Raw genomic sequence first — 21,861 nt, forward strand, 5'->3', positions numbered from 1 at the left:
CCATGCGCATCCTGCTCGCCGAAGACGAAACCGACCTCGCGACCTGGCTCGTGAAGGCCCTGGCCCAGAACGACTTCCAGGTCGACTGGGTCAACGACGGCCGGCTCGTGCGCCGCAGCCTCAAGGCCACGCGCTACGACGCGCTGATCCTCGACCTCGGGCTGCCCGGGCTCGACGGGCACGACGTGCTGGCCGACCTGCGCGAGGCCGACCACCGGCTGCCGGTGCTGATCCTCACCGCGCGCGACACGCTCAACGAGCGCGTGGACTGCCTGCACGCGGGCGCCGACGACTTCCTCGCCAAGCCCTTCGACGTGGCCGAGCTCGAGGCCCGGCTCACCGCGCTGATCCGCCGCTCGCGCGGCCAGGAGCACCCGCGCTTCGCCTGCGGGCCGCTGGTGTACGACAGCGCGTCCAAGCAATTCCGGCTGCAGCACGAGCCGCTCAACCTCACGCCGCGCGAGCACGCGGTGCTGCGCGCGCTCATCCAGCACCCCGGCGAGCCGCTGTCCAAGCGCGAGCTGCTCGAGCGCGTGTTCTCCGACGAGCAGGACGTGCACCCCGAGGCGATCGAGGTGCTGATCCACCGCATCCGCAAGCGGCTCGAAGGCACGCCGGTGCGCGTGACCACACTGCGCGGCCTGGGCTACCTGCTCGAGGCCGTGGCATGAAACGCCCGCGCTGGCCGCTGGTGAGCATCCGCCGCCTGCTGCTGATGCTGCTGGTGCCGGGCATGCTGGTGGTGGCCAGCGCCGAGCTGTGGCTGTCGTGGCGCACCGCCAGCGACGCCGCCGACGCCGCCTACGACCGCTCGCTGCTGGGCGCGGTGAAGTCGATCGATTCGAGCATCTCCACCGCCAGCGGCGGCCTGGGCGTGGAGCTGCCCTACCGCATGCTCGAATTCTTCGAGCTCACCGCGCAGGGCCAGGTGTTCTACCGCGTGGCCACCGAAGACGGCCTGGTGGAGATCGGCAGCCCCGACCTGCCGCTGCCGCCGCAGCCGCTGGAGACCGACAGGCCGCAGTTCCACGAAGGCGAGTACTTCGGCCAGGCCGTGCGCGTGGGCAGCTATGCGCGCGAGCTGCGCACGCCCGTGGCCGGCGCGCAGGCGCCGCAGCGCGTGATCGTGCAGGTGGCCGAGACGCTGGAGGCGCGGCACGACTTCCGGCGCGCGCTGCTGCTGCGCACGCTCGCGCGCGACCTGCTGCTCATGCTGCTCGCCAGCGGCCTGCTGGTGGCCAGCATCGCCTGGGCCATGAGCCCGCTCAACCGTTTCCGGCAGGAGGTCGAGGCGCGCGCGCCGGGCGATCTCACGCCCATGGACCCCGAGGGCGTGCCCGCCGAGGTGCTGCCGCTGGTGCACGCGGTGAACCACCACATCGGCCGCAGCCGCGAGCAGGCCGAGGCGCGCCGCCGCTTCGTGGACGACGCCTCGCACCAGTTGCGCACGCCGCTGGCCACGCTGTCCACGCAGGTGGCCTACGCGCAGCGCGAGCCCGACCCGGTGCGCCAGCGCGAGGCGCTGGGCACCATCCGCCAGCAGCTCGACCGCACCATCCAGCAGACCAACCAGCTGCTCGCCCTGGCGCGCGCCGACGAAGCGCCGCTCGCGCTGCAGCCGGTGGACGTGCTGCGCCTGGCCGAGGCCACCACGCGCGAGGCCTGGAGCGCCGCGCGCGAGCAGGGCGTGGACCTGGGCCTGGACGCGCCCGAGCGCGCCATGCCCGTGCTGGCCGATGCCGACCTGCTGCGCGAGGCCCTGGGCAACCTGCTGCAGAACGCCATCCGCCACACCGGCGCGGGCACGCGCGTGACGGTGCACCTGCGCGAGCAGCCGCGCGCGGGCGCGCCGGCCTGGGTGCACATCGCCGTGGTCGACGACGGGCCCGGCCTGCCGCCCGAGGAGCTCGCGCGCCTGGGCGAGCGCTTCTTCCGCGGCCAGCGCGCGCACGCGGTGCCGGGCTCGGGCCTGGGTCTGGCCTTCGTGCGCACCGTGGCGCAGCGCCACGGCGGCGAGCTGCGCCTGGCCCCGGGCGAGGGCGGGCGCGGCCTGTGCGCGACCCTGGTGCTGCCGGCCCTGCCCGCCGCGGCCCCCACGGCTTCGGGTTAACCCTGGGAAAACCCCGCGCGCCTTGAAAGCGGTCTGAAAGTGCCGGCTTCCTAGAGTGCGGCCCCAGCATCTGCCGATGCCCCCGGCGCGCTGCGCGCCCCCGCCACAACCAGGAGACGAACCGTGCGAACCTTCAACACCCTCGTGGCCGTGCTGCTCGCGGCCGGCGCCGCCAGCGCGCTCGCCAACCCGCTCGCCAAGACCGAGTGCATCGCCCCGGCCAAGCCCGGCGGCGGCTTCGACCTCACCTGCAAGCTCGCGCAGACCGCGCTGCAGGACGCCAAGCTCATCGGCGACCCCATGCGCGTGACCTACATGCCCGGCGGCATCGGCGCGGTGGCCTACAACACCATCGTGGCCCAGCGCCCCGACGCGGCCGGCACCATCGTGGCCTTCTCGGGCGGCTCGCTGCTCAACCTCGCGCAAGGCAAGTTCGGCCGCTACACCGAGAACGACGTGCGCTGGGTGGCCGCCATCGGCACCGACTACGGCGCCGTGGTGGTGGCCGAGAACTCGCCCTTCAAGTCGCTCAAGGACGTGATGGCCGCGATCAAGGCCGACCCGACCAAGGTGGTGCTGGGCGCGGGCGGCACCGTGGGCAGCCAGGACTGGATGAAGGCCGCGCTCACCGCGCGCGCGGGCGGCGTGAACCCCAAGACCATGCGCTACGTGGCCTTCGAGGGCGGCGGCGAGGCGCTCACCGCGCTGCAGGGCGGCCACATCCACGTGTTCACCGGCGATGCCGCCGAGGCGCTGCAGCAGCGCAAGGCCGGCGCGAAGATCCGCATCCTCGCGGTGATGCACAGCAAGCGCCTCACCGGCGATCTGGCCAGCGTGCCCACCGCCACCGAAGAAGGCTTTGCGGTCGAATGGCCCATCGTGCGCGGCTTCTACGTGGGCCCCAAGGTGAGCGACGCCGACTACCAGGCCTGGGCCGAGGCCTTCACCAAGGTGATGGCCACGCCCGCCTACGACAAGCTGCGCGACGAGCGCGGCCTGTTCCCGCTGGCCCTCACGGGTGCGCCGCTCGATGCCTACGTGAAGAAGCAGGTGGCCGAGTACCGCAAGCTGGCCGAAGAGTTCGGCCTGTCCACCAAACCGGCGAACTGACCATGAGCCCCCACGCGCATCACTTCGTGTATTTGCTGCCCCCCGAGGGGGCGCAGGCCTCCCTTGGGGCGGCCCGGCGGGAGGCCTGACATGTCTGACCGTGTATTGGGCGCGGCCTGCGTGGGCACGGCCGCGGCGATGGCGTGGGCCGCGCGCGGCTACGAGGCGCCGTATTCTTACGAGCCGCTGGGCCCCAGCGCCTTCCCGCTGCTGCTGGCGGCGGGGCTGGCGCTGGGCGGGCTGTGGCTGGTGTTCAAGCCCGCCGCGGGCGCCGAGGCCTTTCGCGGCGTGCCCTGGAAGGCCACCGGCCTGTGCATGGGCGCGGTGCTGGCCTACGCGCTGCTGTTCGAAACCCTGGGCTTCGCGCTCGCCACCACGCTCATGGCCGTGCCCGTGGGCCTGGCCTTCGGCGGCCACTGGCTGCGCTCGCTCGCGGGCGGCGCCGCCCTGGGCCTGGGCTTTCACTTCCTGTTCGACAAACTGCTCGACGTGACCATGCCCGCGGGCGTGCTGTCCTTCGTGCTCGGGGGCTACTGAGATGGACACGCTGCGTCACCTCATCGACGGCTTCGGCGTTGCCTTCAGCCCCATCAACCTGCTGATCGCCGCCATCGGCTCGTTCATCGGCACCGTGGTGGGCCTGCTGCCCGGCCTCGGGCCCATCAACGGCGTGGCCATCCTCATGCCGCTGGCCTTCGCCATGAAGCTGCCGCCCGAGGCCTCGCTGATCCTGCTCGCGGCGGTCTACATCGGCTGCGAATACGGCGGGCGCATCTCGTCCATCCTGCTCAACGTGCCGGGCGACGCCGGCGCGATCATGACCGCGCTCGACGGCTACCCCATGGCGCGCAAGGGCCTGGCGGGCGTGGCGCTGTCGATCTCGGCCTGGAGCTCGTTCGTGGGCTCGCTGGTGGCCACCCTGGGCATCGTGCTGTTCGCGCCGCTGCTCGCGCAGTGGGCGCTGTCGTTCGGTCCGGCCGAGTACTTCGTGCTCATGTGCTTCGCCTTCACCTGCATCGCGGGCCTCATGGGCCAGGCGCCCGTGAAGGCCGCGCTCGCCGCGCTGATCGGCCTGTCCATGTCTTGCGTGGGGCTGGACGCGAACTCGGGCGTGTACCGCTTCACCGGCGGCGACGTGCACCTGTCCGACGGTATCCAGTTCGTGGTGGTGGTGATCGGTGTGTTCTCGATCAGCGAGGTGCTGCTGATGCTGCAGGAGCACCACAGCAACGCCGGCCTGGTGACGCAGACCGGCCGCATGATGTTCAACCTGCGCGAGATGGCCCACACCTGGTGGAGCACGCTGCGCGCCAGCGTGGTGGGCTTTGGCGTGGGCGTGCTGCCCGGCGCGGGCGCCACCGTGGCCAGCGCCATGACCTACGCCATGGAAAAGCGCCTGATCGACAAGGACAACACCTTCGGCACCGGCGACATCCGCGGCGTGGCCGTGCCCGAGGCCGCGAACAACTCGGCCGCCACCGGTTCGTTCGTGCCCATGCTCACGCTGGGCGTGCCGGGCTCGGGCACCACGGCCGTGATGATGGGCGCGCTCGCGCTCTACAACATCACGCCCGGCCCCGCGCTGTTCACCCAGCAGCCCGATCTGGTGTGGGGCCTGATCGCCTCGATGTTCCTCGCCAACATCATCCTGCTGGTGCTCAACATCCCCATGGTGGGCATCTTCACGCGCATCCTCAACGTGCCCAACTGGGTGCTGGTGCCGGGCATCCTCGCGGTGTCCAGCGTGGGCGTGTACGCGGTGCACGCCACCACCTTCGACCTGCTGCTCATGGTGGCGCTGGGCGTGATGGCCTACCTGCTGCGCAAGCAGGGCGTGCCCATGGCCCCGCTGATCCTGGGCTTCGTGCTCGGCCCGCTGATGGAACAGAACCTGCGCCGCGCGCTGTCCATCAGCAACGGCGACCCGCACATCCTCGTGGGCAGCCCGATCACCGTGGGCCTGTGGGTGTGCGCGGTGAGCGTGTTGGTGGTGCCGATGGCGGTTCGATGGCGCGCATCGCGCCGCGCTGCGGCGGTCGCATGAGCGTGGCGCGCCGCCAGGCCCTGAAGGCGCTGGCCGCGCAGCGCCAGGGCGCGCTGGTGCCGGGCGCGTTCAACGCGCTGTCGGCGCGCATCGTGGAGGAACAGGGCTTTCCCGCGCTCTACCTCACGGGCGCGGGCCTGAGCAACATGGCGCTGGGCCTGCCCGATCTGGGCTTCATCGGCCTGGCCGAGGTGGCCGAACACACCGCGCGCATCCGCGACGCGGTGGACCTGCCCTTGATCGTGGACGCCGACACCGGCTTTGGCAATGCGCTCAACGTGCGCCACACGGTGCGCGTGCTCGAACGCGCGGGCGCCGACGCGGTGCAGATCGAAGACCAGGTGGCGCCCAAGCGCTGCGGCCACTTCGAAGGCAAGGCCGTGGTGGACACCGAAGAAGCGGTGTCGCGCATCCGTGCCGCGGTGGACGCGCGCCACGACAGCGGCCTGCTGATCGTGGCCCGCACCGACGCCGCCGCCACGCTGGGCTTCGAGGCCGCGGTGGAGCGCGCGCAGCGCTTCGCCGAGGCCGGCGCCGACGTGCTCTTCGTGGAAGCGCTCACCGGCCTCGACCAGATGCAGCGCCTGCCCGCGCTGCTGCCGCAGCCGCTGCTCATGAACCTGGTGGTGGGCGGCCGCACGCCGCCCGTGCCCGCGCCACAGCTCGCCGCCTGGGGCTACAGCTTCGTGCTCTATGCGAACGCGGCGCTGCAGGGCGCCTGCCTGGGCATGCAGCGCGCGCTCGGCGCGCTGCGCGAGCACGGGGTGCTGCACGAAGACCCGTCGCTGCTGCTGCCGTTCGAAGCGCGCCAGCGGCTGGTGGACAAGCCCGCGTGGGACGCGCTGGAGGCGCGTTACGCGGCGGCTGCGCCGGCCGCCGGGTCGTAGAAGCGCCGCGCCAGGCCCGCGCGCCCCGGGTAGTGCGCGAACCAGGGCCTGGCCTGCTCGATCGCGCGCGCGACCGAGGGGCGGGCCACCAGGCGCTCGAAGTAGGCCGACAACGAGGCCTGTTGCGGCGCAAAGGGCAGGTGGGTCACGGCGTAGAACAGCGCCGGCGCCGCAGCGCAATCGGCCATGCTGAAGGCATCGCCGCAGACCCAGGTGCGGCCCGCGAGCCGCTCGTCCAGAAGGGCGTAGGTCGAGGCCAGGCGCTCGCGCGCCTGTGCCACGCCCAGGGGATCGCGTTCGGTCTCGGGCCGCAGCAGATCGCCCGTGAGGGCCTGCATGGGTGTCATCACGTAGAGGTCGAACAGGCGGTCCCACAGGCGCACCTCGAGCGCTGCATCGGCGTCGGCCGGGATGAGCGTGCGGCCCGGGCGCGCGTGGTGGCGCTGCAGGTGCTCGATGATGATGCTGGTCTCGGGTACGGGCCGGCCCCGGTCCACCAGCAGCGGCATCTTGCCCGTGGGCCACAGCGCCCGGTGTGCGGCGCGTTGCGCGGCGTCGCCCAGGTCGAGCAACCGCAGCGCGGCGTCGATGCCCAGTTCGTCGAGCGCAATCAGCACCTTGTGGCAGCACGAGGAGAGCGGGTGGTAATGCAGCGTGAGGGGGTTCATGGCGGCCTCGGATGGGGGTGGCTTGTTGCCGATCCTGAAACAGTGCGTTGTGGGCGCGGTGGTTTTTCGAAACGGGGCCGACTTTCACAATCCATCCCATGCCGAACACACAGCGGCATGTGAAAGAACCCAAGTCAAGCCACCCGCTCAACCTCTGTTTCCCAGGATCACACCATGAAAACCGCCCGTTTCGTTCTGCCCCTCGCTTTTGCCCTGACCGCTGGCGCCTCGTTCGCCCAAGGCCCGATCGAAGGCAATGAAGTGTTCAACTTCACCTCCACGCTGAGCCGCGCCGAAGTGCAAGCCCAAGCCGTGCAAGCCAACCGCGACGGCCTGATCGCCCGCGGCGAAGCCACGGAGCAGCCCGGCACCGCCATCGCCAGCGGCCTGAGCCGCGAGCAGGTGCGCGCCGAAGCCGCGCTCGCACTCAAGCAGGGCCGCACGGCCCGCGGCGAGATCGTGCCGATGGGCGTTTGAGCTTCACGCTCCGCCAGAACACAAGGGCCCTCCGGGGCCCTTTGTCGTTGGAGCGATTCCATCGCCGGGTGATGCGCGTCGCGTTCACGCGCGCGCAGACAGTCGCGCCAGCGTGATGTCCAGCAAAGCCTTCAATCGCGACGATCCTTTGGCGTCGCGGTGGTATCCCAGCCAGACATCCCTGCCCGGAGGACTTTCCGCCAACGCCACGAGTTGCAGGTCGCTGATGCTGTCCCCCAAGGGCCGCGGCAAGATGGCGAAGCCAATGCCAGCCATGCACATTCTGGCCTGCACGTCGCGGTTGTTGCTGCGAAACGCGAGGCGGGCCTTGGGCAGGACACGTCTCAGCCACACGGCGTCGGGCATCTCGCCGAACGCCTCGTTCATCGTCACCACCGCCATCCCCTCGCCCAGAGGACCCACCACGGGCTTCCTGTCTGCCACCGCATAGAGCCCGTAGGGTATGTGCATGAGCTTGCGCTGGATGACATCGGGTTCGTCAAACGGCTTGATCCGGAACACCAGGTCGGCCTCGCGCCGAGCAAGGCTGAAGAGGCGGCTGTCGGTGACCAGCTCCACGATGACGTTGGGGTACTTTCTGCCGTACTCGGTGAAAACCGGCGTCAACATGTGCAGACCGAACCAGTCGGACGAAGACACGCGGATCAGTCCGTCGAGCATCGCATCTTGTCCGGCCAGCTTTCGCTCGAAAGCGAGAACCTCGTCTTCGATGCGCTCTGCGTGCACGAGCACAGACGATCCCTCGGCGGTCAGCACGTAGCCCCTGGGGGTGCGCTGGAACAGTGAGCTTCCCACAGCCTCCTCGAGTGCGCTCAGTCGCCTTCCCATGGTGGGCTGCGTTTGCCCGGTAAGCCTCGCTGCGCCAGCCAGACTGCCCGCCCTCGCGATCGCCAGGAAGATCTTCAGGTCACTCCATTCCATGGCCATCTCTACAAATTTGCATGGTGACACTTCAAAAGGCGTGGGCTCATCGGGAGGCGAACCGCCTGAGTATTGGAACCGTCCGCGGTGCATTTCGCAAACCGACCTTCTTTGGAGTTCCCATGACCGACCTGACCATGCAAGCGCTGATCATCGAAAGCGCCAACACCCCTTTCAAACGCATCCAGCTGGCCAAGCCTGTTCCGCAGCAAGGGCAGGCCTTGGTGAAGATCAAGGCCAGCGGTGTCAATCCGCTGGACACCAAGATCCGGGCCGGCGTGGCGGCGCATGCCAGGCAAGCGCTCCCCGCCATCCTGGGGATGGACCTTGCGGGCACCGTTGAAGCGCTTGGGCCAGGCGTCACTTCATTGCGGGTGGGCGACGACGTGTACGGCCTGGCGGGTGGCATCGGGGGTCTTCAGGGCACCCTGGCCGAGTACGTCGCAGTCGATGCCGAGTTGCTTGCCATCAAGCCAGACACGCTCAGCATGCGGGAGGCTGCGGCGCTTCCGCTCGCGGCGATAACGGCTTGGGAAGGACTGGTCGATCGGGCGAACATACAGGCCGATCAAACCGTTCTGATTCACGGAGGCGCGGGGGGTGTCGGCAGTGTGGCGGTGCAGATTGCCGTGGCGAAGGGCGCGAAGGTGTATGCAACGGGTTCGGCCGCTCAGAAGAACACCATCGAAGGCTTGGGGGCCGTCGCGATCGACTACAACGAACACCCTGTTGAGGCGTACGTGGAACGCCATACGGGTGGCGCCGGGTTTGACATCGTCTATGACACGGTGGGTGGCCCAGTGCTCGACAGCTCTTTTGTGGCCGTGCGCGAACATGGGGGGCACGTGGTGAGCTGCCTGGGATGGGGCACGCACCGCCTGGCGCCGCTGTCCTTTCGCGCCGCCACCTACTCTGGTGTGTTCACGCTGATCCCCATGATCACAGGGCGTGGGCGAGCGCACCACCGTGAAATTCTCAACGCGATCACGGCGTTGGTCGAAGCCGGCAAACTTCGCCCGCTTCTGCGGCAAGAGACCTTTGATTTCCGTTCCATCGAGGCCGCGCATGCGTTGGTCGCTTCGGGCAAAACGAACGGCAAAGTGGTGGTCGACATTGCCTGGTAGAGCTCGACGAAGCGCTCACCCGCCTGGATCCGATGCGGCGCCAGCGGTGCTCGGTGAAGCCGACACCACCTCGACCGTGACGTGCGAGAGCTCGTGCACCGGCGCCAGCAGGGCCTTGTAGGTCGCGGGTGTTTGCGGGTTCGCCGAGCCGATGGAGACGATGGCCGCAAAGTGCCCCGGCCCCAGCTGCCAGACGTGCAGGTCGAGCACGGTGTCGCCGGTGGCGGCGAGCGCCTCGCGGATCTCGTCGCGCAGGTCAGCGGCTTCGACCGGCGCGTCCAGCAGCACGCGGCCCGCGGCCCGGATGAGCCCCCACGCCCAGCGTGCGATGACCAGGGCGCCGACCACGCCCATCAGCGGGTCGGCCCACAGCCAACCCTGGCTGCGCCCCAGCAGCAGCGCCACGATGGCGAGCACCGAGGTGAGGGCGTCGGCCAGCACGTGGATGTAGGCCGCGCGCAGGTTGTTGTCGTGGGCCGGGGCGTGATCGCCGTGGTCGTGATCGTGGTGATGTGCGTGCCCGTGCCCGTGCCCGTGCCCGTGGTGGTGATGCCCGTGGTCGTCCTTGAGCAGCCACGCCGACAGCAGGTTCACGAGCAGGCCGACGACTGCCACCGCAAGGGCCTGCTCGAAACCGATGGGCACCGGGCGCACCAGCCGCACGAAGCTCTCGTAGGCGATCAGCACGGCCACCAGCGCCAGCACCACCGCGCTCGCGAAGCCAGCGAGGTCGCCGAACTTGCCGGTGCCGAAGGAGAAGCGCGGGTCGTCGGCGTGGCGCCGCGCGTAGCGGTAGGCCAGGGCGGTGATGAGCAAGGCCCCCGCGTGCGTGGCCATGTGCCAACCATCGGCCACCAGGGCCATGGAGCTGAACACGGTGCCGGCCACGATCTCGACCAGCATCATGCTGGCCGTCAGTGCGATCACCCACCACACGCGCCGCTCGTTGCGCGCGTGGTCGGCGCCGAGGAAGTGGTGCGTGTGGGGCGCGGTGAAGGGCGCGGCGGTTGAAGACACCGTGTTCATTTCAGGTACGCCCGGATCACCTCGGCCATTTCCTGGCCGCCCAGCCGGCGCGCCTTGGCGCTCTCGGCTTCGACCACGTGCTCCAGCAGGTGGTCTTCCATCAGCTCGGCGGTCAGGCCGTTCAACGCACCCCGCGCCGACGCCAGCTGGCGCAGCACCTCGCCGCAGGCCAGGTCCGCATCGAGCGCGCGCTCGATGCCTTCCAGCTGGCCTTTGATGCGCCGCACGCGCGCCAGCAGCTTGGTTTTCTTTCGCAGGGTGTGGGACATGCTCGCTCGAAAATATAGCCAGGGGGGCTATGTTACCCGGGCACCTCACGAGCGGCTGCCCAAAAGCAAAGAAGGCCCCTGAGGGCCTTCTTGTTTGAGCGCGTAGTGCGGCGTTCAGACGCCGGTCGGCACGATCTCGCCGCGGGCCGTGCGGCCCTGCTTGAGTGCCAGCGCCGCTTCGGCGCGCACCTGCTCGCGGCTCAGGCCGCTGGCAATGGCGGTGCCCGGCTGCTCCGTGGCTTCGCCGCGGGCGATCAGGCCGTCGCGGTTGGCTTGCACGGCCTGGGCCTGCACTTCGGCGCGGCTCAGCGTGGAGGTGAAGTGGAACACTTCATTGCCTTCGATCGGGCCTTGGGCGAACGAGGCGCCGGCGGTCAGGGCAAAAGCGAGGGGCAGAACGAAACGGGCGGTTTTCATGATGAGGTCCTTGAAACAGAGGTTGAGCGTTTGGCTTGACTTGGTCTTCACATGCCGCTGTTGTGTTCGGCATGGGATGAATTGTGAAAGTCGGCCCTGTTTCGAAAAACCACCGCGCCCACAACGCACTGTTTCGCGTTTGGCAACAAGCATTCGCGGCAGTGCCGCGCGGCATGCGACCATCGCGCCATGGCCAAACCCCCGCCCCCTCACCTGCAACGCACCGTCGTCATGGGCACCGTGGGCCGCAGCGGCGGCGCGGTGCTGCGCGAGCTGCTGGGCCAGGTGCCGCCACCGCCCGTCACCGTGCTGGGCACGCGCCCGTTCCGCCACCTGCCGCGCGGCCTCATGCAGGCCGTGGTCGAAGGCAGCGGCTGGGCCGCGTGCCTGCGCCACATCGATGCGGGCGACCGCGTGCTCATCGTGTTCGACACGCAGCGCCACGAGCGCGAAAGCGTGTTCTGGCGGCTCGAGCGCGCGCACCTGATCGACCTGGCGAGCGCACTGCACGCGCGCGGCCTGCAGCGGCTCGACGTGGTCTTTGCGCCCGACCAGCCCGCGAGCGCCGCCGAAACCGTGGCGCTCAAGAGCCTGGGCTACGGCATCCACGTGCCCGGCCCGGGCCAGCGCGCGGTGGCCAAGGCCACGGGCGGCGCCACGAGCGCGCCCGCGCGCCTGGGCCAGTGGGTCATCCACATCCTGGTCGACACCATGCGCCAGTTCAGCCAGAGCCTGATCCACGGGCGGCGGCAGCAGCGCGAGCGCGCGCGGACGCGCCAGCGCGAACGCGAAACGGGCAACCGGGGCGACTGAATCCGGGGCGCGACGACCCGCGCTTGTTGCCGATCGCGAAACAGTGCGTTGTGGGCGCGGTGGTTTTTCGAAACGGGGCCGGCTTTCACAATCCATCCCATGCCGAACACAAACAGCGGCATGTGAAAGAACCCAAGTCAAGCCACCCGCTCAACCTCTGTTTCGAAAGACCCCATCATGAAAACCGCTCAAAGCCTCGCCCTCTCCGTTGTCCTCGCCCTGTCGGCCGGCGCCTCGTTCGCCCAAGGCCCGATCGAGGGCAATGAAGTGTTCCACTTCACCTCCACGCTGAGCCGCGCCGAAGTGCAGGCCCAGGCCGTGCAAGCCAACCGCGACGGCCTGATCGCCCGCGGCGAAGCCACGGAGCAGCCGGGCACCGCGATCGCCAGCGGCCTGAGCCGCGAGCAGGTGCGCGCCGAAGCGGCGCTGGCACTCAAGCAGGGCCGCACGGCCCGCGGCGAGATCGTGCCGACCGGCGTCTGAACGCTGCGCTTCGCGCTCCAACAAAAAGGCCCCTCGGGGCCTTTTTGTTTGGGGATGCGATGCGCCAGGCCTCAGCCGCCCAGCGCCTGCGCCACCGTGGCCATGTTCACGCGCGTGCCCAGGCCCCCCAGCGCCAGCTTGTGCACCACCTCGCTCAGCGTGGTGGTGGCGTCGCCGAGCACCGTGACCTTGCCGTAGGCCTCTGCGCTTTTCGAGAGCGCGGTGTAGGTCACGCAGTGCTGGGTCATCATGCCGCACAGCAGCAGCTCGTCCACGCCGCGCGCCTTCAGTTCCTGGGCGAGCGTGGTCTGTGCGAACGAGTCGGCCTGGTGCTTCACCACCACGGGCGCATCGGGCGCGGCGGCCAGCACCTGCGGGTGGATCTTCACGCCCTCGGAGTCGGCGTTGAAGAAGGGCGCGGCGCCGGGGGGCGCTTTCGACACGTGCTGCACCAGCACCACCGGCAGGCCCTGCGCGCGCGCCGCGGCCATGGCCTTGAGCGTGGCCGCGAGCGCGGCCTCGGCGTTCCACAGCGGGAACAGGCCGTTGGGGAAGTAGTCGTTCTGGACGTCGATGACGATGAGGGCGGGTTTGGGCATGGGGTTCACCTGAAGCACAAAGACGGCGCGCATTCTTGCATCGCCGCGCGCTTCGCGTGGCGATGCCCTTGCGGCTTCAGCGCGCCGCCACCTCCCACCCCCCACCCAGCGCGCGGATCAGCTGCACCGTGGCCTGCTGCTGCGTGGCGGCCACGCGCTGGGCCTGGCGGCGGTTGGCGAGTTCGTTGCGGCGCGCATCGAGCAGTTCGAGCTGGCTCACCAGGCCGTTGCGGTAGCGCGTTTCCGCGATCGCGCTCGCGCGCTGCGCGGCGTTCACCGCGCGGCCCTGGGCCTGCGCCTGTTCGTCGAGCAGGCGCAGCGCGGCGAGCTGGTCTTCCACCTCGCGCAGCGCGTTGAGCACCTGGCCGCGGTATTGCGCGGCCGAGGCATCGAACTGGGCCTGCGCGCTCTGCACACCGGCGTCGCGGCGGCCGCCGTCGAACAGGGGCACCGCGAGCAGCGCACCCACGCCCCAGGCGCGCGCCGACCACTTGAACAGGTCCCCGAGCTCGGGCGAGGCAAAGCCGGCCGCCGCGGTGAGCGAGACGCTGGGGAACCACGCCGTCTGCGCCACGCCCACGCGCGCCTGCGCCGCGAGCAGCTGCGCCTGGGCGGCGGCCACATCGGGCCGGCGCGCGAGCACGCTCGCGGGCACGCCCGCGGGGATCACGGGCAACTCGCGCGCGGTGTTGTCCGCGGTCCGGGTCGGCAGCGTGAAGCCGCTCGCGGGCGCGCCCACCAGCACCGCCAACGCGTTCTCCAGCGCGCTGCGCTGGCGCTCCAGCGCAAAGGCCTCGGCCTCGGTGGCCGCGAGATCGGTCTGGATGCGGATCACGTCGAGCTCGGCCACGTCGCCGGCCTCGAAGCGGCGTTGCGTGAGGCGCAGCGTGTCGCCATAGGCGCGCGCGGTGTCCTGCACCAGCGCGCGTTCGGTGTCGGTGGCGCGCAGCGCAAGGTAGGTCTGCGCGAGCTCGGCCTGCACCAGCAGCCGCGTGCTTTGCAGCAGGGCTTCGCGCTGCTGTGCGTCGAGCGCGGCGGCGTCCTGGGCGCGCGCGAGCCGGCCGAACAGGTCGAGCTCGTACGACAGGTTCACGCCGGTCTGCAGCAGCGTGGCGGGCGCGGGGCCGCCGGTGGTGGCGGCGCCGGCGTTGCGCGCGGCCTGCGCGCCCACACCGATCTGCGGCGCGCGATCGGCCTGCGCGCCGCGCAGCAGCGCGCGCGCCTGGGCCAGCCGCGCGCCGGCTTGTGCGACGTCGGTGTTGTGCGCGTCGGCGCGCGCCACCAGGTCATCGAGCACCGGGTCGCCAAAGGCCTTCCACCATTCGCCGCGCGGCTGCGCTTCGGCGGCGGGCGCGACGGTCCAGCGCGCGGGGTCGCGCTGCTCCTTGAACTGGGGCGGCGTGTCGGTGGCCGCGGGCAGCGGGGGCAGGGCGGCGGCGCAACCGGCCAGCACAAGGGCGGCGGCCAGCGGCAGCAGCCGCGAGAGCAGGGGCTTGGTCACGGGGAACTCCATCAGTGTTTCAGGGGCGCGGCGGGCAGGGCGCGCAGGTCGGCGCCGGCGCCGCCCGTGCTGCCCGTGCCGGTGGCAAAGGCTTCGTGCGTGCCGTGCTGGCGCAGCGGGCGGTTGCCCGCGAGGCGGCGCAGCAGCACGTAGAACACGGGCGTGAGGAACAGGCCGAAGGCGGTCACGCCGATCATGCCGGCGAACACGGCCACGCCCATGGCCGAGCGCATCTCGGCGCCCGCGCCGGTGGCCAGCACCAGCGGCAGCACACCCATCACGAAGGCCAGCGAGGTCATGAGGATGGGGCGCAGCCGCAGGCGGCTGGCCTCGATCGCGGCCTGCACCGGCGAGCGGCCCGCGAACTCGAGTTCGCGCGCGAACTCCACGATCAGGATCGCGTTCTTGGCCGACAGCCCCACGAGCACGATGAGCCCGATCTGGGTGAACACGTTGTTGTCGCCGCCGTCGAGCCACACGCCGGTCATGGCCGCGAGCAGGCCCATGGGCACGATGAGGATGATGGACAGCGGCAGCGTGAGGCTCTCGTACTGCGCCGCGAGCACCAGGAACACCAGCAGCACCGCGAGCGGGAACACCCACAGCGCCGAGTTGCCGGCCAGGATCTCCTGGTAGGTGAGCTCGGTCCATTCGTAGCCGATGCCCTGCGGCAGCGTTTCGGCGGCGATGCGCTCGATGGCCGCCTGGGCCTGGCCCGAGGAATAACCGGGCGCGGGGCCGCCGTTGATGTCGGCCGAGAGGTAGCCGTTGTAGCGCATGGCGCGCTCGGGGCCGTAGGCCGAATCCACCTTGAGCAGCGCCGACAGCGGGATCATCTCGCCGCTGGTCGAGCGCACCTTGAGCAGGCCGATGTCTTCGGCGCGTGCGCGGTGCGGCGCGTCGGCCTGGGCGCGCACGCTGTAGGTGCGGCCGAAGCGGTTGAAGTCGTTCACGTAGAGGCTGCCGAGGTAGATCTGCAGGGTGTCGAAGATCTCGGTCACGGGCACGCCGAGCTGGCGCGCCTTGGTGCGGTCGATGTCGGCATAGAGCTGCGGCACGTTGACCTGCCAGCTCGTGAACATGCCCGCGAGCTCGGGCGTCTGGTAGGCCTTGGCCATGAAGGCCTTGACCGCCGCGTCCATGGCTTCGTAGCCCAGCGAGGCCTTGTCTTCGAGCTGCAGCTTGAAGCCGCCGGTGGTGCCCAGGCCGGCCACGGGCGGCGGCGGGAACATCACCACGAAGGCGTCCTGGATCTCGCCATAGGCCTGGTTGAGCTGGCCCGCCACCGCGGCGCCGCTCTGGTCGGCGCGGCGGCGCTCGGCGAAGGGCTTGAGCGTGGCGAACACGATGCCGGCGTTGGAGCTGTTGGTGAAGCCGTTGATGGACAGGCCCGGGAAGGCGATGGCGTCTTCCACGTTGGGGTTGCGCCGCGTGATCTCGCCCATGCGGCGGATGACCTCGTCGGTGCGGTCGAGCGTGGCGCCGTCGGGCAGCTGCGCGAAACCGATCAGGTACTGCTTGTCTTGCGCGGGCACGAAGCCGCCGGGCACGGCCTTGAACAGGCCCACGGTGAGCGCGGCGAGCACCAGGTACAGGCCCATCATCAGCGCCTTGCGCGAGATCGCGCGGCGCACGCCGCCGCTGTAGGCCTGGGCGCTGCGGTCGAAGAAGCGGTTGAAGGCGCGGAAGAAGCGGCCGAACACGCGGTCCATGCCGCGCGTGAGCGCGTCCTTGGGCGCGTCGTGGCCGCGCAGCAGCAGCGCCGACAGCGCGGGCGACAGCGTGAGCGAGTTGACCGCCGAGATCACGGTGGAGATCGCGATGGTCACCGCGAACTGCTTGTAGAACTGGCCCGTGAGACCGCTGATGAAGGCCAGCGGCACGAACACCGCCACCAGCACCAGCGCGATCGCGATGATCGGGCCCGAGACCTCGCGCATGGCGCGGTAGGTGGCCTCGCGCGGGCTCAGGCCGGCCTCGATGTTGCGCTCCACGTTCTCCACCACCACGATCGCGTCGTCGACCACGATGCCGATGGCCAGCACCAGCCCGAACAGCGACAGCGCGTTGATGGAAAAGCCCAGCAGGTGCAGCACCGCGAAGGTGCCCACCACCGACACCGGCACCGCGAGCAGCGGAATGATGGACGCGCGCCAGGTCTGCAGGAACACGATCACCACGATCACCACCAGCGCGATGGCTTCGAGCAGGGTCGTGATGACCGAGTCGATCGAGGCGCGCACGAACTGCGTGGGGTCGTAGGCGATGCGGTACTCCACGCCCTCGGGCATGTTCTTCTGCAGCTCGGCCATGGTGGCGCGCACCTGGGCCGAGATCTCGAGCGCGTTCGAGCCGGGCGCCTGGAACACGCCCATGCCCACCGCGGGCTCGTTGTTGAGCAGCGAGCGCAGCGCGTAGTCGGCCGCGCCCATCTCGAGCCGCGCCACGTCGCGCAGCCGGGTCACGGCGCCGTCGCTGCCGGTCTTCACGATGATGTCGCCGAACTCTTCTTCGGTCTGCAGCCGGCCCTGCGCGTTCACGGAGAGCTGCACGTCCACGCCCGGCAGGCCGGGCGAAGCGCCCACCACACCGGCCGCGGCCTGCACGTTCTGGCCGCGGATGGCGGCCACCACGTCGCTGGCCGAGAGGCCTCGCTGCGCGACCTTCTGCGGATCGAGCCACACGCGCATGGCGTAGTCGCCGCCGCCGAAGACCTGCACCTGGCCCACGCCGGCAATGCGCGCAAGGCGGTCCTTCACGTTGAGCACCGCGTAGTTGCGCAGGTAGTTGATGTCGTAGCGGTCGTTGGGCGAGACCAGGTGCACCACCATCGTGATGTCGGGCGAGCTCTTGACCGTGGTCACGCCCAGGCGGCGCACCTCTTCGGGCAGGCGCGGCTCGGCCTGCGACACGCGGTTCTGCACCAGCTGCTGGGCCTTGTCGGGGTCGGTGCCGAGCGCGAAGGTCACGGTCAGCGTCATCACGCCGTCGGTGGTGGCCTGGCTGCCCATGTAGAGCATGCCTTCGACACCGTTGATGGCTTCTTCGAGCGGCGTGGCCACGGTCTCGGCGATCACCTTGGGGTTGGCGCCCGGGTACTGGGCGCGCACCACCACCGAGGGCGGCACCACCTCGGGGTACTCGGACACGGGCAGGCCGCGCAGCGCGACCAGGCCGGCGATCAGGATCAGCAGCGAGAGCACGCCCGCGAAGATCGGCCGGTCGATGAAAAATTTGGAGAGGTTCATGGCGGCACTCCGGCGGCTCAGGGCTTGGCCGCGGCGAGTTGCTGGGTTTGCCCGGCGCGCGCGTTCATGGGCACGGGCTGGGGTTGCACCACGTCGCCGGGGCGCACGCGCTGCAGGCCGTTGACGACGATGCGCTCGCCGGGTTCGAGCCCGCTGAGCACGGTGCGCAGGCCGTCCACGCTCGCGCCCAGGCGCACCTCGCGGTAGGCGGTCTTGTTGTCGTCGCCCACCACCAGCACGTACTTCTTGTCCTGGTCGGTGCCCACGGCGCGTTCGCTCACGAGCAGTGCGCGGCTGCGCTGCGGCTCGCCCATGCGGATGCGCGCGAACTGGCCGGGAATGAGGCGGCCGTCGGTGTTGGGGAACACGGCGCGCACGCGCACCGTGCCGCTGCGCGGGTCGACCTGGTTGTCGATGAGCTGGAGCTGGCCGGTGTGCGGCGTGTCGGCGCCCTCGCCCGTGCCCATCTGCACGGGAATGCGCTCGAGCGTGGCGCGCGCGCCCAGGCCCTGGAGCGCGCGGGTCACGGTCTGTTCGTCGGCGTCGAAGCTCGCGTAGATGGGGCTCACCGAGACCAGGTGGGCCAGCACCGGCGCGCCCGGGCCGGCGGCCACCAGGTTGCCCACGGTCACCTCGAGCCGGCCGATGCGGCCGGCCACGGGCGCGCGCACCTGGGTGTAGCCCAGGTTCAGGCGCGCGCTCTGCACCTGCGCCTGTGCGGCGAGCAGGTTGGCCTCGGCCTCGCGCAGCGCGTTGTGGCGGTCGTCGAGCTCGCGCTGGGCGATGGCCTTGTCTTCCCACAGGCGTTGCGAGCGCGCGTATTCGCCGCTGGCGTGCGTGAGCCGGGCCTGTGCGGCCGTGGCCTGGGCCTGGGCGCGCGCGAGTTCGGCTTCGTAGGGCGCGGGGTCGATGGTGACCAGCAGATCGCCCTTGGCCACCAGCGCGCCTTCGCGGAAGTGCGTGGCCAGCACCGCGCCGGCCACGCGCGAGCGCACCTCGACGCGCTCCACGGCCTCGAGCCGGCCCGAGAAGGCCTGCCAGGCCGCGACCTCGGTGGCCTCCACCGTGGCCACCGACACCGGCATGGGCGGCGGCGCTGCGGGCGCCTGCGCCTGGGCGCTCGGGGCTTTCTGCGTGAGCACGAACACGGCCACGGCGACGGCCGCGATCGCGGTGCCGGTGGGCCACCAGAGGCGGCGCGGGAACAGGGGAGAGCGGGGCATGGTGAGGGCTTTCCTGAGAAAAAAGAAAACAGCGGCCCGCCCCGGCTTGTGGCCGGGGGAGCGATGGGGGAAACCAGGGGAATGCGGCGGAAGGAGCGGGCGGCGCGCGGCCGCCGCGATCACGAAGGCGGCGGCGCGGTGGCCTGCAGGAAGGCGCGCAGCTGCGCGCGCACGTCGTCGGCGAAGGGGCAGGCGTCGGCGGGCTGCTCGCTCAGCGATTCGGGCCAGCCCGTGGCCGGTTGCAGCAGGCCGCCGTGCACGGCGATGCCCGCGCCCCGCAGGCGCTCGGCATAGGCCAGGGCCTCGTCGCGCAAGGGGTCGTCGCTGCTCGTGAGGATGAGCGTGGGCGGCAGGCCCGCGAGGCGCTGCGCGAGGCCCGGCACGGCGTAGGGATGCTCGGCGTCCATGGGGCCGCGCAGGTACTGCTGCCAGCCGTCGGCCCACTTGCATTCGGTGCAGCTGCCCAGCTTCTCGCGCAGCGAGGCGGTGGCGTTGCAGGGGTCGAGCATGGGCGCCACCAGGATCTGGCCCGCCAGCGGCGGCGCGGCGCGGTCGCGCGCCATCAGCGCCACGGCGGCCGCGAGGTTGCCGCCGGCCTCTTCACCGGCCACGAACAGCGGCGCGTCCTTGCCCGCCAGGCGCGTGCGCTGCTTGTGCAGCCAGCCCAGCGCGGCGTGGCCCGCTTCCACCGCCACCGGAAAGCGGTGCGCGGGCGCGAGCGGGTAGTCGAGCGAGGCCACGATGGCGCCGGCCTCGGCCAGCAGTTCGGCCAGGCAGGCGCCGCTGTCCATGTCGCCGCTGGTGAAGGTGCCGCCGTGGAAGTGCAGCACCAGCGGCAGCCGCGCGCCGCGCGGCTTGCGGCCCCACACGCGCAGCGCCATCGGCGCCTGGCCCGGCAGGCTCAGGGTCTCGGTGGCGGTCGGCGGCACGGGATGGGGGGCAGTGGAAACCATGGCGGCGACTATAGGCAGCCCTGTGGCGCGGAAAAAGCCCTTGGTGCCCACAGGTCTGTTTCCAAAGCATGAACAATCCGCCCCCTACGCGGCACGACCGCAGGAGAGAGGCATGGATCAGATCCAATCGATGCGCGTGTTCGCGCGGGTGGTGGAAGCAGGCACCTTCACCAAGGCGGCCGAATCGCTCGACCTGCCCAAGGGCACGGTGACCAAGCTGGTGCAGCACCTGGAGGCGCGCCTGAAGGTGAAGCTGCTCAACCGCACCACGCGGCGCGTCACGGTCACGCCCGACGGCGCGGCCTATTACGAGCGCACCAGCCGCTTGCTCAACGACCTCGACGACATCGAGGCCAGCATGAGCAACGCGCAGGCCAGCCCGAGCGGGCGGCTGCGCGTGGACGTGGGCGCCTCGGTGGCGGGGCAGATCATCATTCCCGCGCTGCCCGACTTCTACCGCCGCTACCCCGACATCCGCCTGGACATGGGCGTGAGCGACCGGCCGGTGGACCTGATCACCGACAACGTGGACTGCGTGATCCGCGGCGGCGAGCTGCAGGAGCAGTCGCTGGTGGCGCGGCGCATCGGCAACGTGCCGCTGCTCACCGTGGCCTCGCCCGCCTACATCGCGGCCTACGGCGCGCCCACGCACCCGGGGCAGCTCGAGGACGAACACACGCTGATCAACTACTTCTCCACGCGCACCGGCCGGCTGTACCCGAACGAATTCGAGAAGGACGGCGAGCGGCTGGAAATCGCGGGCCGCTACCGGCTCGCGGTGAACGAGAGCAACGCCATGACGGCCGCGCTGCTCGCGGGCCTGGGCGTGGGCCAGACCGGCAGCTTCTCGGTCATCCCGCACATCGAGCGTGGCGAGCTGGTGCGCGTGCTCGAAGACTGGCAGGTGCCTGCGATCCCGGTGTGGGTGGTGTACCCGCCCAACCGCCACCTGAGCGCCAAGGTGCGGGCCTTCGTGGAGTGGGCGGCCGAGCAGTTCGCGAAGCACCCGCACATTGCGCGCTGACCGCGCGCTGACCGGGCGCCGACCGCACGCACGCGTTGCGCGCATGCCGCATCCGCGCGCGCCGCGGCCCGGGTTTTCCCCCCGATGGGCGAGGCTCGGGGCATGTCCCGATGCGCGCGCGCGCCGGCGCTGCTCCAATCGATGGCATGTTCAAAACGCTCTGGTTCCGCATCGCGCTGCGCTTCGCTCTGGGCGAGCTGGGCATCGCGTCGAACACGGTGAACCCGCAGTTGCGGCGCGCCGTGATTGCGCTCGGCCAGAGCGAGGGTTTCAACGCGCGCGAGGCCGCGCTGATCATCTACTTCCGCACCCCGGCCATGCGCCTGCTCGAGACGCAGCGCGCGCAGAACACCATCGCGGCCTGGCAGACCAGCCAGGCGGTGCGCCAGGGCTATTTCGGGCGCGCGGTGCGCCAGGATTTCGCGCTGCCCGATGGCTCGGGCGTGCGCGAGAGCCTGTTCCAGGATTCCTGAGCGCGCGGCTCAGGCCTGCGCCGGCGCGGCCGAGGCCGGCAGGCCGAACACGCGGTCGAACGCCAGGTTGAACACGAAGGTGTAGACGAGGAAGAACACGATCAGGCCAAGGTCGAGCACGAAGGCCTGCCAGAGCGTGATGCCCAGCCACCAGGCGAACAGCGGCACCAGCGTCACCACCAGGCCCGTTTCGAAGCCCACGGCGTGCACCACGCGGCGCAGCACGCTGCGGCCCTTGGTGGTCTGGCGCGCTTCCCAGCGCTCGAACAGGGTGTTGTAGACCAGGTTCCACACCACGGCGATCACCGAGGCCGCCACCGCGGCCACGCTCGCGTGGCCCATGCCGCTGCCCGAAAGCAGCGCCAGGCCGGCGCTCGACGACACGATGGCGATGGCTTCGTAAAGGGTGAGGTAGACGACTTTGCGTCGGAGGCCTTGCATGGCGAACGCTCCGGGATGGGGCGCCCCGG

General features: G+C 70.7%; 23 protein-coding genes. 12 read left to right on the forward strand and 11 right to left on the reverse strand.

Annotated elements, in window-relative coordinates; all coding sequences use genetic code 11:
- Positions 1-2: 2 nt before the first annotated feature.
- The 6 genes from G9Q37_RS19795 to G9Q37_RS19820 all read left to right on the forward strand — a co-directional run bounded on the left by G9Q37_RS19795 (position 3) and on the right by G9Q37_RS19820 (position 6,151).
- On the forward strand, positions 3-671 hold the full coding sequence (locus G9Q37_RS19795) for a response regulator (RefSeq protein WP_166230011.1): 669 nt from the start codon (positions 3-5) through the stop codon (positions 669-671).
- Positions 668-2,110, forward strand: coding sequence for a sensor histidine kinase (locus G9Q37_RS19800; protein ID WP_166230013.1), 1,443 nt, complete (start codon positions 668-670; stop codon positions 2,108-2,110). The genes G9Q37_RS19795 and G9Q37_RS19800 overlap by 4 nt, the downstream gene beginning before the upstream one ends.
- A 123-nt stretch (positions 2,111-2,233) precedes the next feature.
- Positions 2,234-3,220, forward strand: a complete 987-nt coding sequence (locus tag G9Q37_RS19805; protein WP_166230015.1) for a Bug family tripartite tricarboxylate transporter substrate binding protein — start codon at positions 2,234-2,236, stop codon at positions 3,218-3,220.
- Between the two features lie 90 nt (positions 3,221-3,310).
- Entirely contained in the window at positions 3,311-3,757 is a 447-nt protein-coding gene (locus G9Q37_RS19810; RefSeq protein ID WP_166230017.1) for a tripartite tricarboxylate transporter TctB family protein, read from the forward strand.
- A 1-nt stretch (position 3,758) separates the two neighbouring features.
- Positions 3,759-5,264 (forward strand): tripartite tricarboxylate transporter permease, encoded by a 1,506-nt coding sequence (locus G9Q37_RS19815; protein WP_166230019.1) that lies wholly within the window; start codon positions 3,759-3,761, stop codon positions 5,262-5,264.
- Positions 5,261-6,151, forward strand: coding sequence for an isocitrate lyase/PEP mutase family protein (locus G9Q37_RS19820; protein ID WP_205710791.1), 891 nt, complete (start codon positions 5,261-5,263; stop codon positions 6,149-6,151). The genes G9Q37_RS19815 and G9Q37_RS19820 overlap by 4 nt, the downstream gene beginning before the upstream one ends.
- Here G9Q37_RS19820 and G9Q37_RS19825 read toward each other — a convergent pair.
- Positions 6,118-6,819 (reverse strand): glutathione S-transferase family protein, encoded by a 702-nt coding sequence (locus tag G9Q37_RS19825; protein ID WP_166230021.1) that lies wholly within the window; start codon positions 6,817-6,819, stop codon positions 6,118-6,120. The genes G9Q37_RS19820 and G9Q37_RS19825 overlap by 34 nt on opposite strands.
- Before the next feature lie 174 nt (positions 6,820-6,993).
- On the opposite strand from G9Q37_RS19825, the gene G9Q37_RS19830 reads away from it, so the two are divergent.
- Positions 6,994-7,296, forward strand: a complete 303-nt coding sequence (locus G9Q37_RS19830; RefSeq protein ID WP_166230023.1) for a DUF4148 domain-containing protein — start codon at positions 6,994-6,996, stop codon at positions 7,294-7,296.
- Positions 7,297-7,380: 84 nt separating this feature from the next.
- Here the strand turns inward: G9Q37_RS19830 and G9Q37_RS19835 are convergent, their stop codons facing one another.
- Positions 7,381-8,238, reverse strand: coding sequence for a LysR family transcriptional regulator (locus G9Q37_RS19835; RefSeq protein WP_166230025.1), 858 nt, complete (start codon positions 8,236-8,238; stop codon positions 7,381-7,383).
- Positions 8,239-8,360: 122 nt separating this feature from the next.
- On the opposite strand from G9Q37_RS19835, the gene G9Q37_RS19840 reads away from it, so the two are divergent.
- Entirely contained in the window at positions 8,361-9,362 is a 1,002-nt protein-coding gene (locus G9Q37_RS19840; RefSeq protein WP_166230027.1) for a zinc-dependent alcohol dehydrogenase family protein, read from the forward strand.
- Positions 9,363-9,377: 15 nt separating this feature from the next.
- Here the strand turns inward: G9Q37_RS19840 and dmeF are convergent, their stop codons facing one another.
- From dmeF to G9Q37_RS19855, 3 genes are all read right to left on the reverse strand, one after another.
- Positions 9,378-10,388 (reverse strand): CDF family Co(II)/Ni(II) efflux transporter DmeF, encoded by a 1,011-nt coding sequence (dmeF, locus tag G9Q37_RS19845; protein ID WP_166230029.1) that lies wholly within the window; start codon positions 10,386-10,388, stop codon positions 9,378-9,380.
- On the reverse strand, positions 10,385-10,657 hold the full coding sequence (locus tag G9Q37_RS19850; RefSeq protein WP_166230031.1) for a metal/formaldehyde-sensitive transcriptional repressor: 273 nt from the start codon (positions 10,655-10,657) through the stop codon (positions 10,385-10,387). The genes dmeF and G9Q37_RS19850 overlap by 4 nt, the downstream gene beginning before the upstream one ends.
- Positions 10,658-10,771: 114 nt before the next feature.
- Positions 10,772-11,074 (reverse strand): DUF4148 domain-containing protein, encoded by a 303-nt coding sequence (locus G9Q37_RS19855; RefSeq protein WP_166230033.1) that lies wholly within the window; start codon positions 11,072-11,074, stop codon positions 10,772-10,774.
- Between the two features lie 189 nt (positions 11,075-11,263).
- On the opposite strand from G9Q37_RS19855, the gene G9Q37_RS19860 reads away from it, so the two are divergent.
- Together G9Q37_RS19860 and G9Q37_RS19865 are read left to right on the forward strand one after the other, a co-directional pair.
- The gene (locus G9Q37_RS19860) at positions 11,264-11,887 is read left to right on the forward strand and encodes a Rossmann-fold NAD(P)-binding domain-containing protein (RefSeq protein WP_166230035.1); all 624 of its coding nucleotides are present in this window, start codon (positions 11,264-11,266) and stop codon (positions 11,885-11,887) included.
- Positions 11,888-12,064: 177 nt separating this feature from the next.
- Positions 12,065-12,370: a DUF4148 domain-containing protein gene (locus G9Q37_RS19865; RefSeq protein WP_166230037.1), complete on the forward strand. Its 306-nt coding sequence runs from the start codon at positions 12,065-12,067 to the stop codon at positions 12,368-12,370.
- A 71-nt stretch (positions 12,371-12,441) separates the two neighbouring features.
- Here G9Q37_RS19865 and G9Q37_RS19870 read toward each other — a convergent pair whose 3' ends face one another.
- From G9Q37_RS19870 to G9Q37_RS19890, 5 genes are all read right to left on the reverse strand, one after another.
- Complete coding sequence (locus G9Q37_RS19870; protein WP_166230039.1) at positions 12,442-12,969, reverse strand: isochorismatase family protein; 528 nt, start codon at positions 12,967-12,969, stop codon at positions 12,442-12,444.
- A 76-nt stretch (positions 12,970-13,045) separates the two neighbouring features.
- The gene (locus G9Q37_RS19875) at positions 13,046-14,482 is read right to left on the reverse strand and encodes an efflux transporter outer membrane subunit (protein ID WP_166230041.1); all 1,437 of its coding nucleotides are present in this window, start codon (positions 14,480-14,482) and stop codon (positions 13,046-13,048) included.
- Positions 14,482-17,718: an efflux RND transporter permease subunit gene (locus G9Q37_RS19880; RefSeq protein ID WP_166230043.1), complete on the reverse strand. Its 3,237-nt coding sequence runs from the start codon at positions 17,716-17,718 to the stop codon at positions 14,482-14,484. The genes G9Q37_RS19875 and G9Q37_RS19880 overlap by 1 nt, the downstream gene beginning before the upstream one ends.
- A 17-nt stretch (positions 17,719-17,735) precedes the next feature.
- Positions 17,736-18,941, reverse strand: a complete 1,206-nt coding sequence (locus tag G9Q37_RS19885; RefSeq protein WP_166230045.1) for an efflux RND transporter periplasmic adaptor subunit — start codon at positions 18,939-18,941, stop codon at positions 17,736-17,738.
- A gap of 119 nt (positions 18,942-19,060) precedes the next feature.
- Positions 19,061-19,894 (reverse strand): alpha/beta hydrolase, encoded by an 834-nt coding sequence (locus G9Q37_RS19890; RefSeq protein ID WP_166230047.1) that lies wholly within the window; start codon positions 19,892-19,894, stop codon positions 19,061-19,063.
- 112 nt (positions 19,895-20,006) lie between these two features.
- Here G9Q37_RS19890 and G9Q37_RS19895 point away from each other — a divergent pair, with 112 nt between their 5' ends.
- On the forward strand, positions 20,007-20,918 hold the full coding sequence (locus G9Q37_RS19895) for a LysR family transcriptional regulator (RefSeq protein ID WP_166230048.1): 912 nt from the start codon (positions 20,007-20,009) through the stop codon (positions 20,916-20,918).
- 146 nt (positions 20,919-21,064) lie between these two features.
- Positions 21,065-21,391 (forward strand): hypothetical protein, encoded by a 327-nt coding sequence (locus G9Q37_RS19900; protein ID WP_166230050.1) that lies wholly within the window; start codon positions 21,065-21,067, stop codon positions 21,389-21,391.
- Positions 21,392-21,400: 9 nt separating this feature from the next.
- Here G9Q37_RS19900 and G9Q37_RS19905 read toward each other — a convergent pair whose 3' ends face one another.
- Positions 21,401-21,832 carry a PACE efflux transporter gene (locus G9Q37_RS19905; protein ID WP_166230052.1) on the reverse strand — a complete coding sequence of 144 codons (432 nt, stop codon included), beginning with the start codon at positions 21,830-21,832 and terminating at the stop codon, positions 21,401-21,403.
- Positions 21,833-21,861: the final 29 nt, after the last annotated feature.

Source organism: Hydrogenophaga crocea (assembly GCF_011388215.1).
Taxonomy (GTDB): domain Bacteria; phylum Pseudomonadota; class Gammaproteobacteria; order Burkholderiales; family Burkholderiaceae_C; genus Hydrogenophaga; species Hydrogenophaga crocea.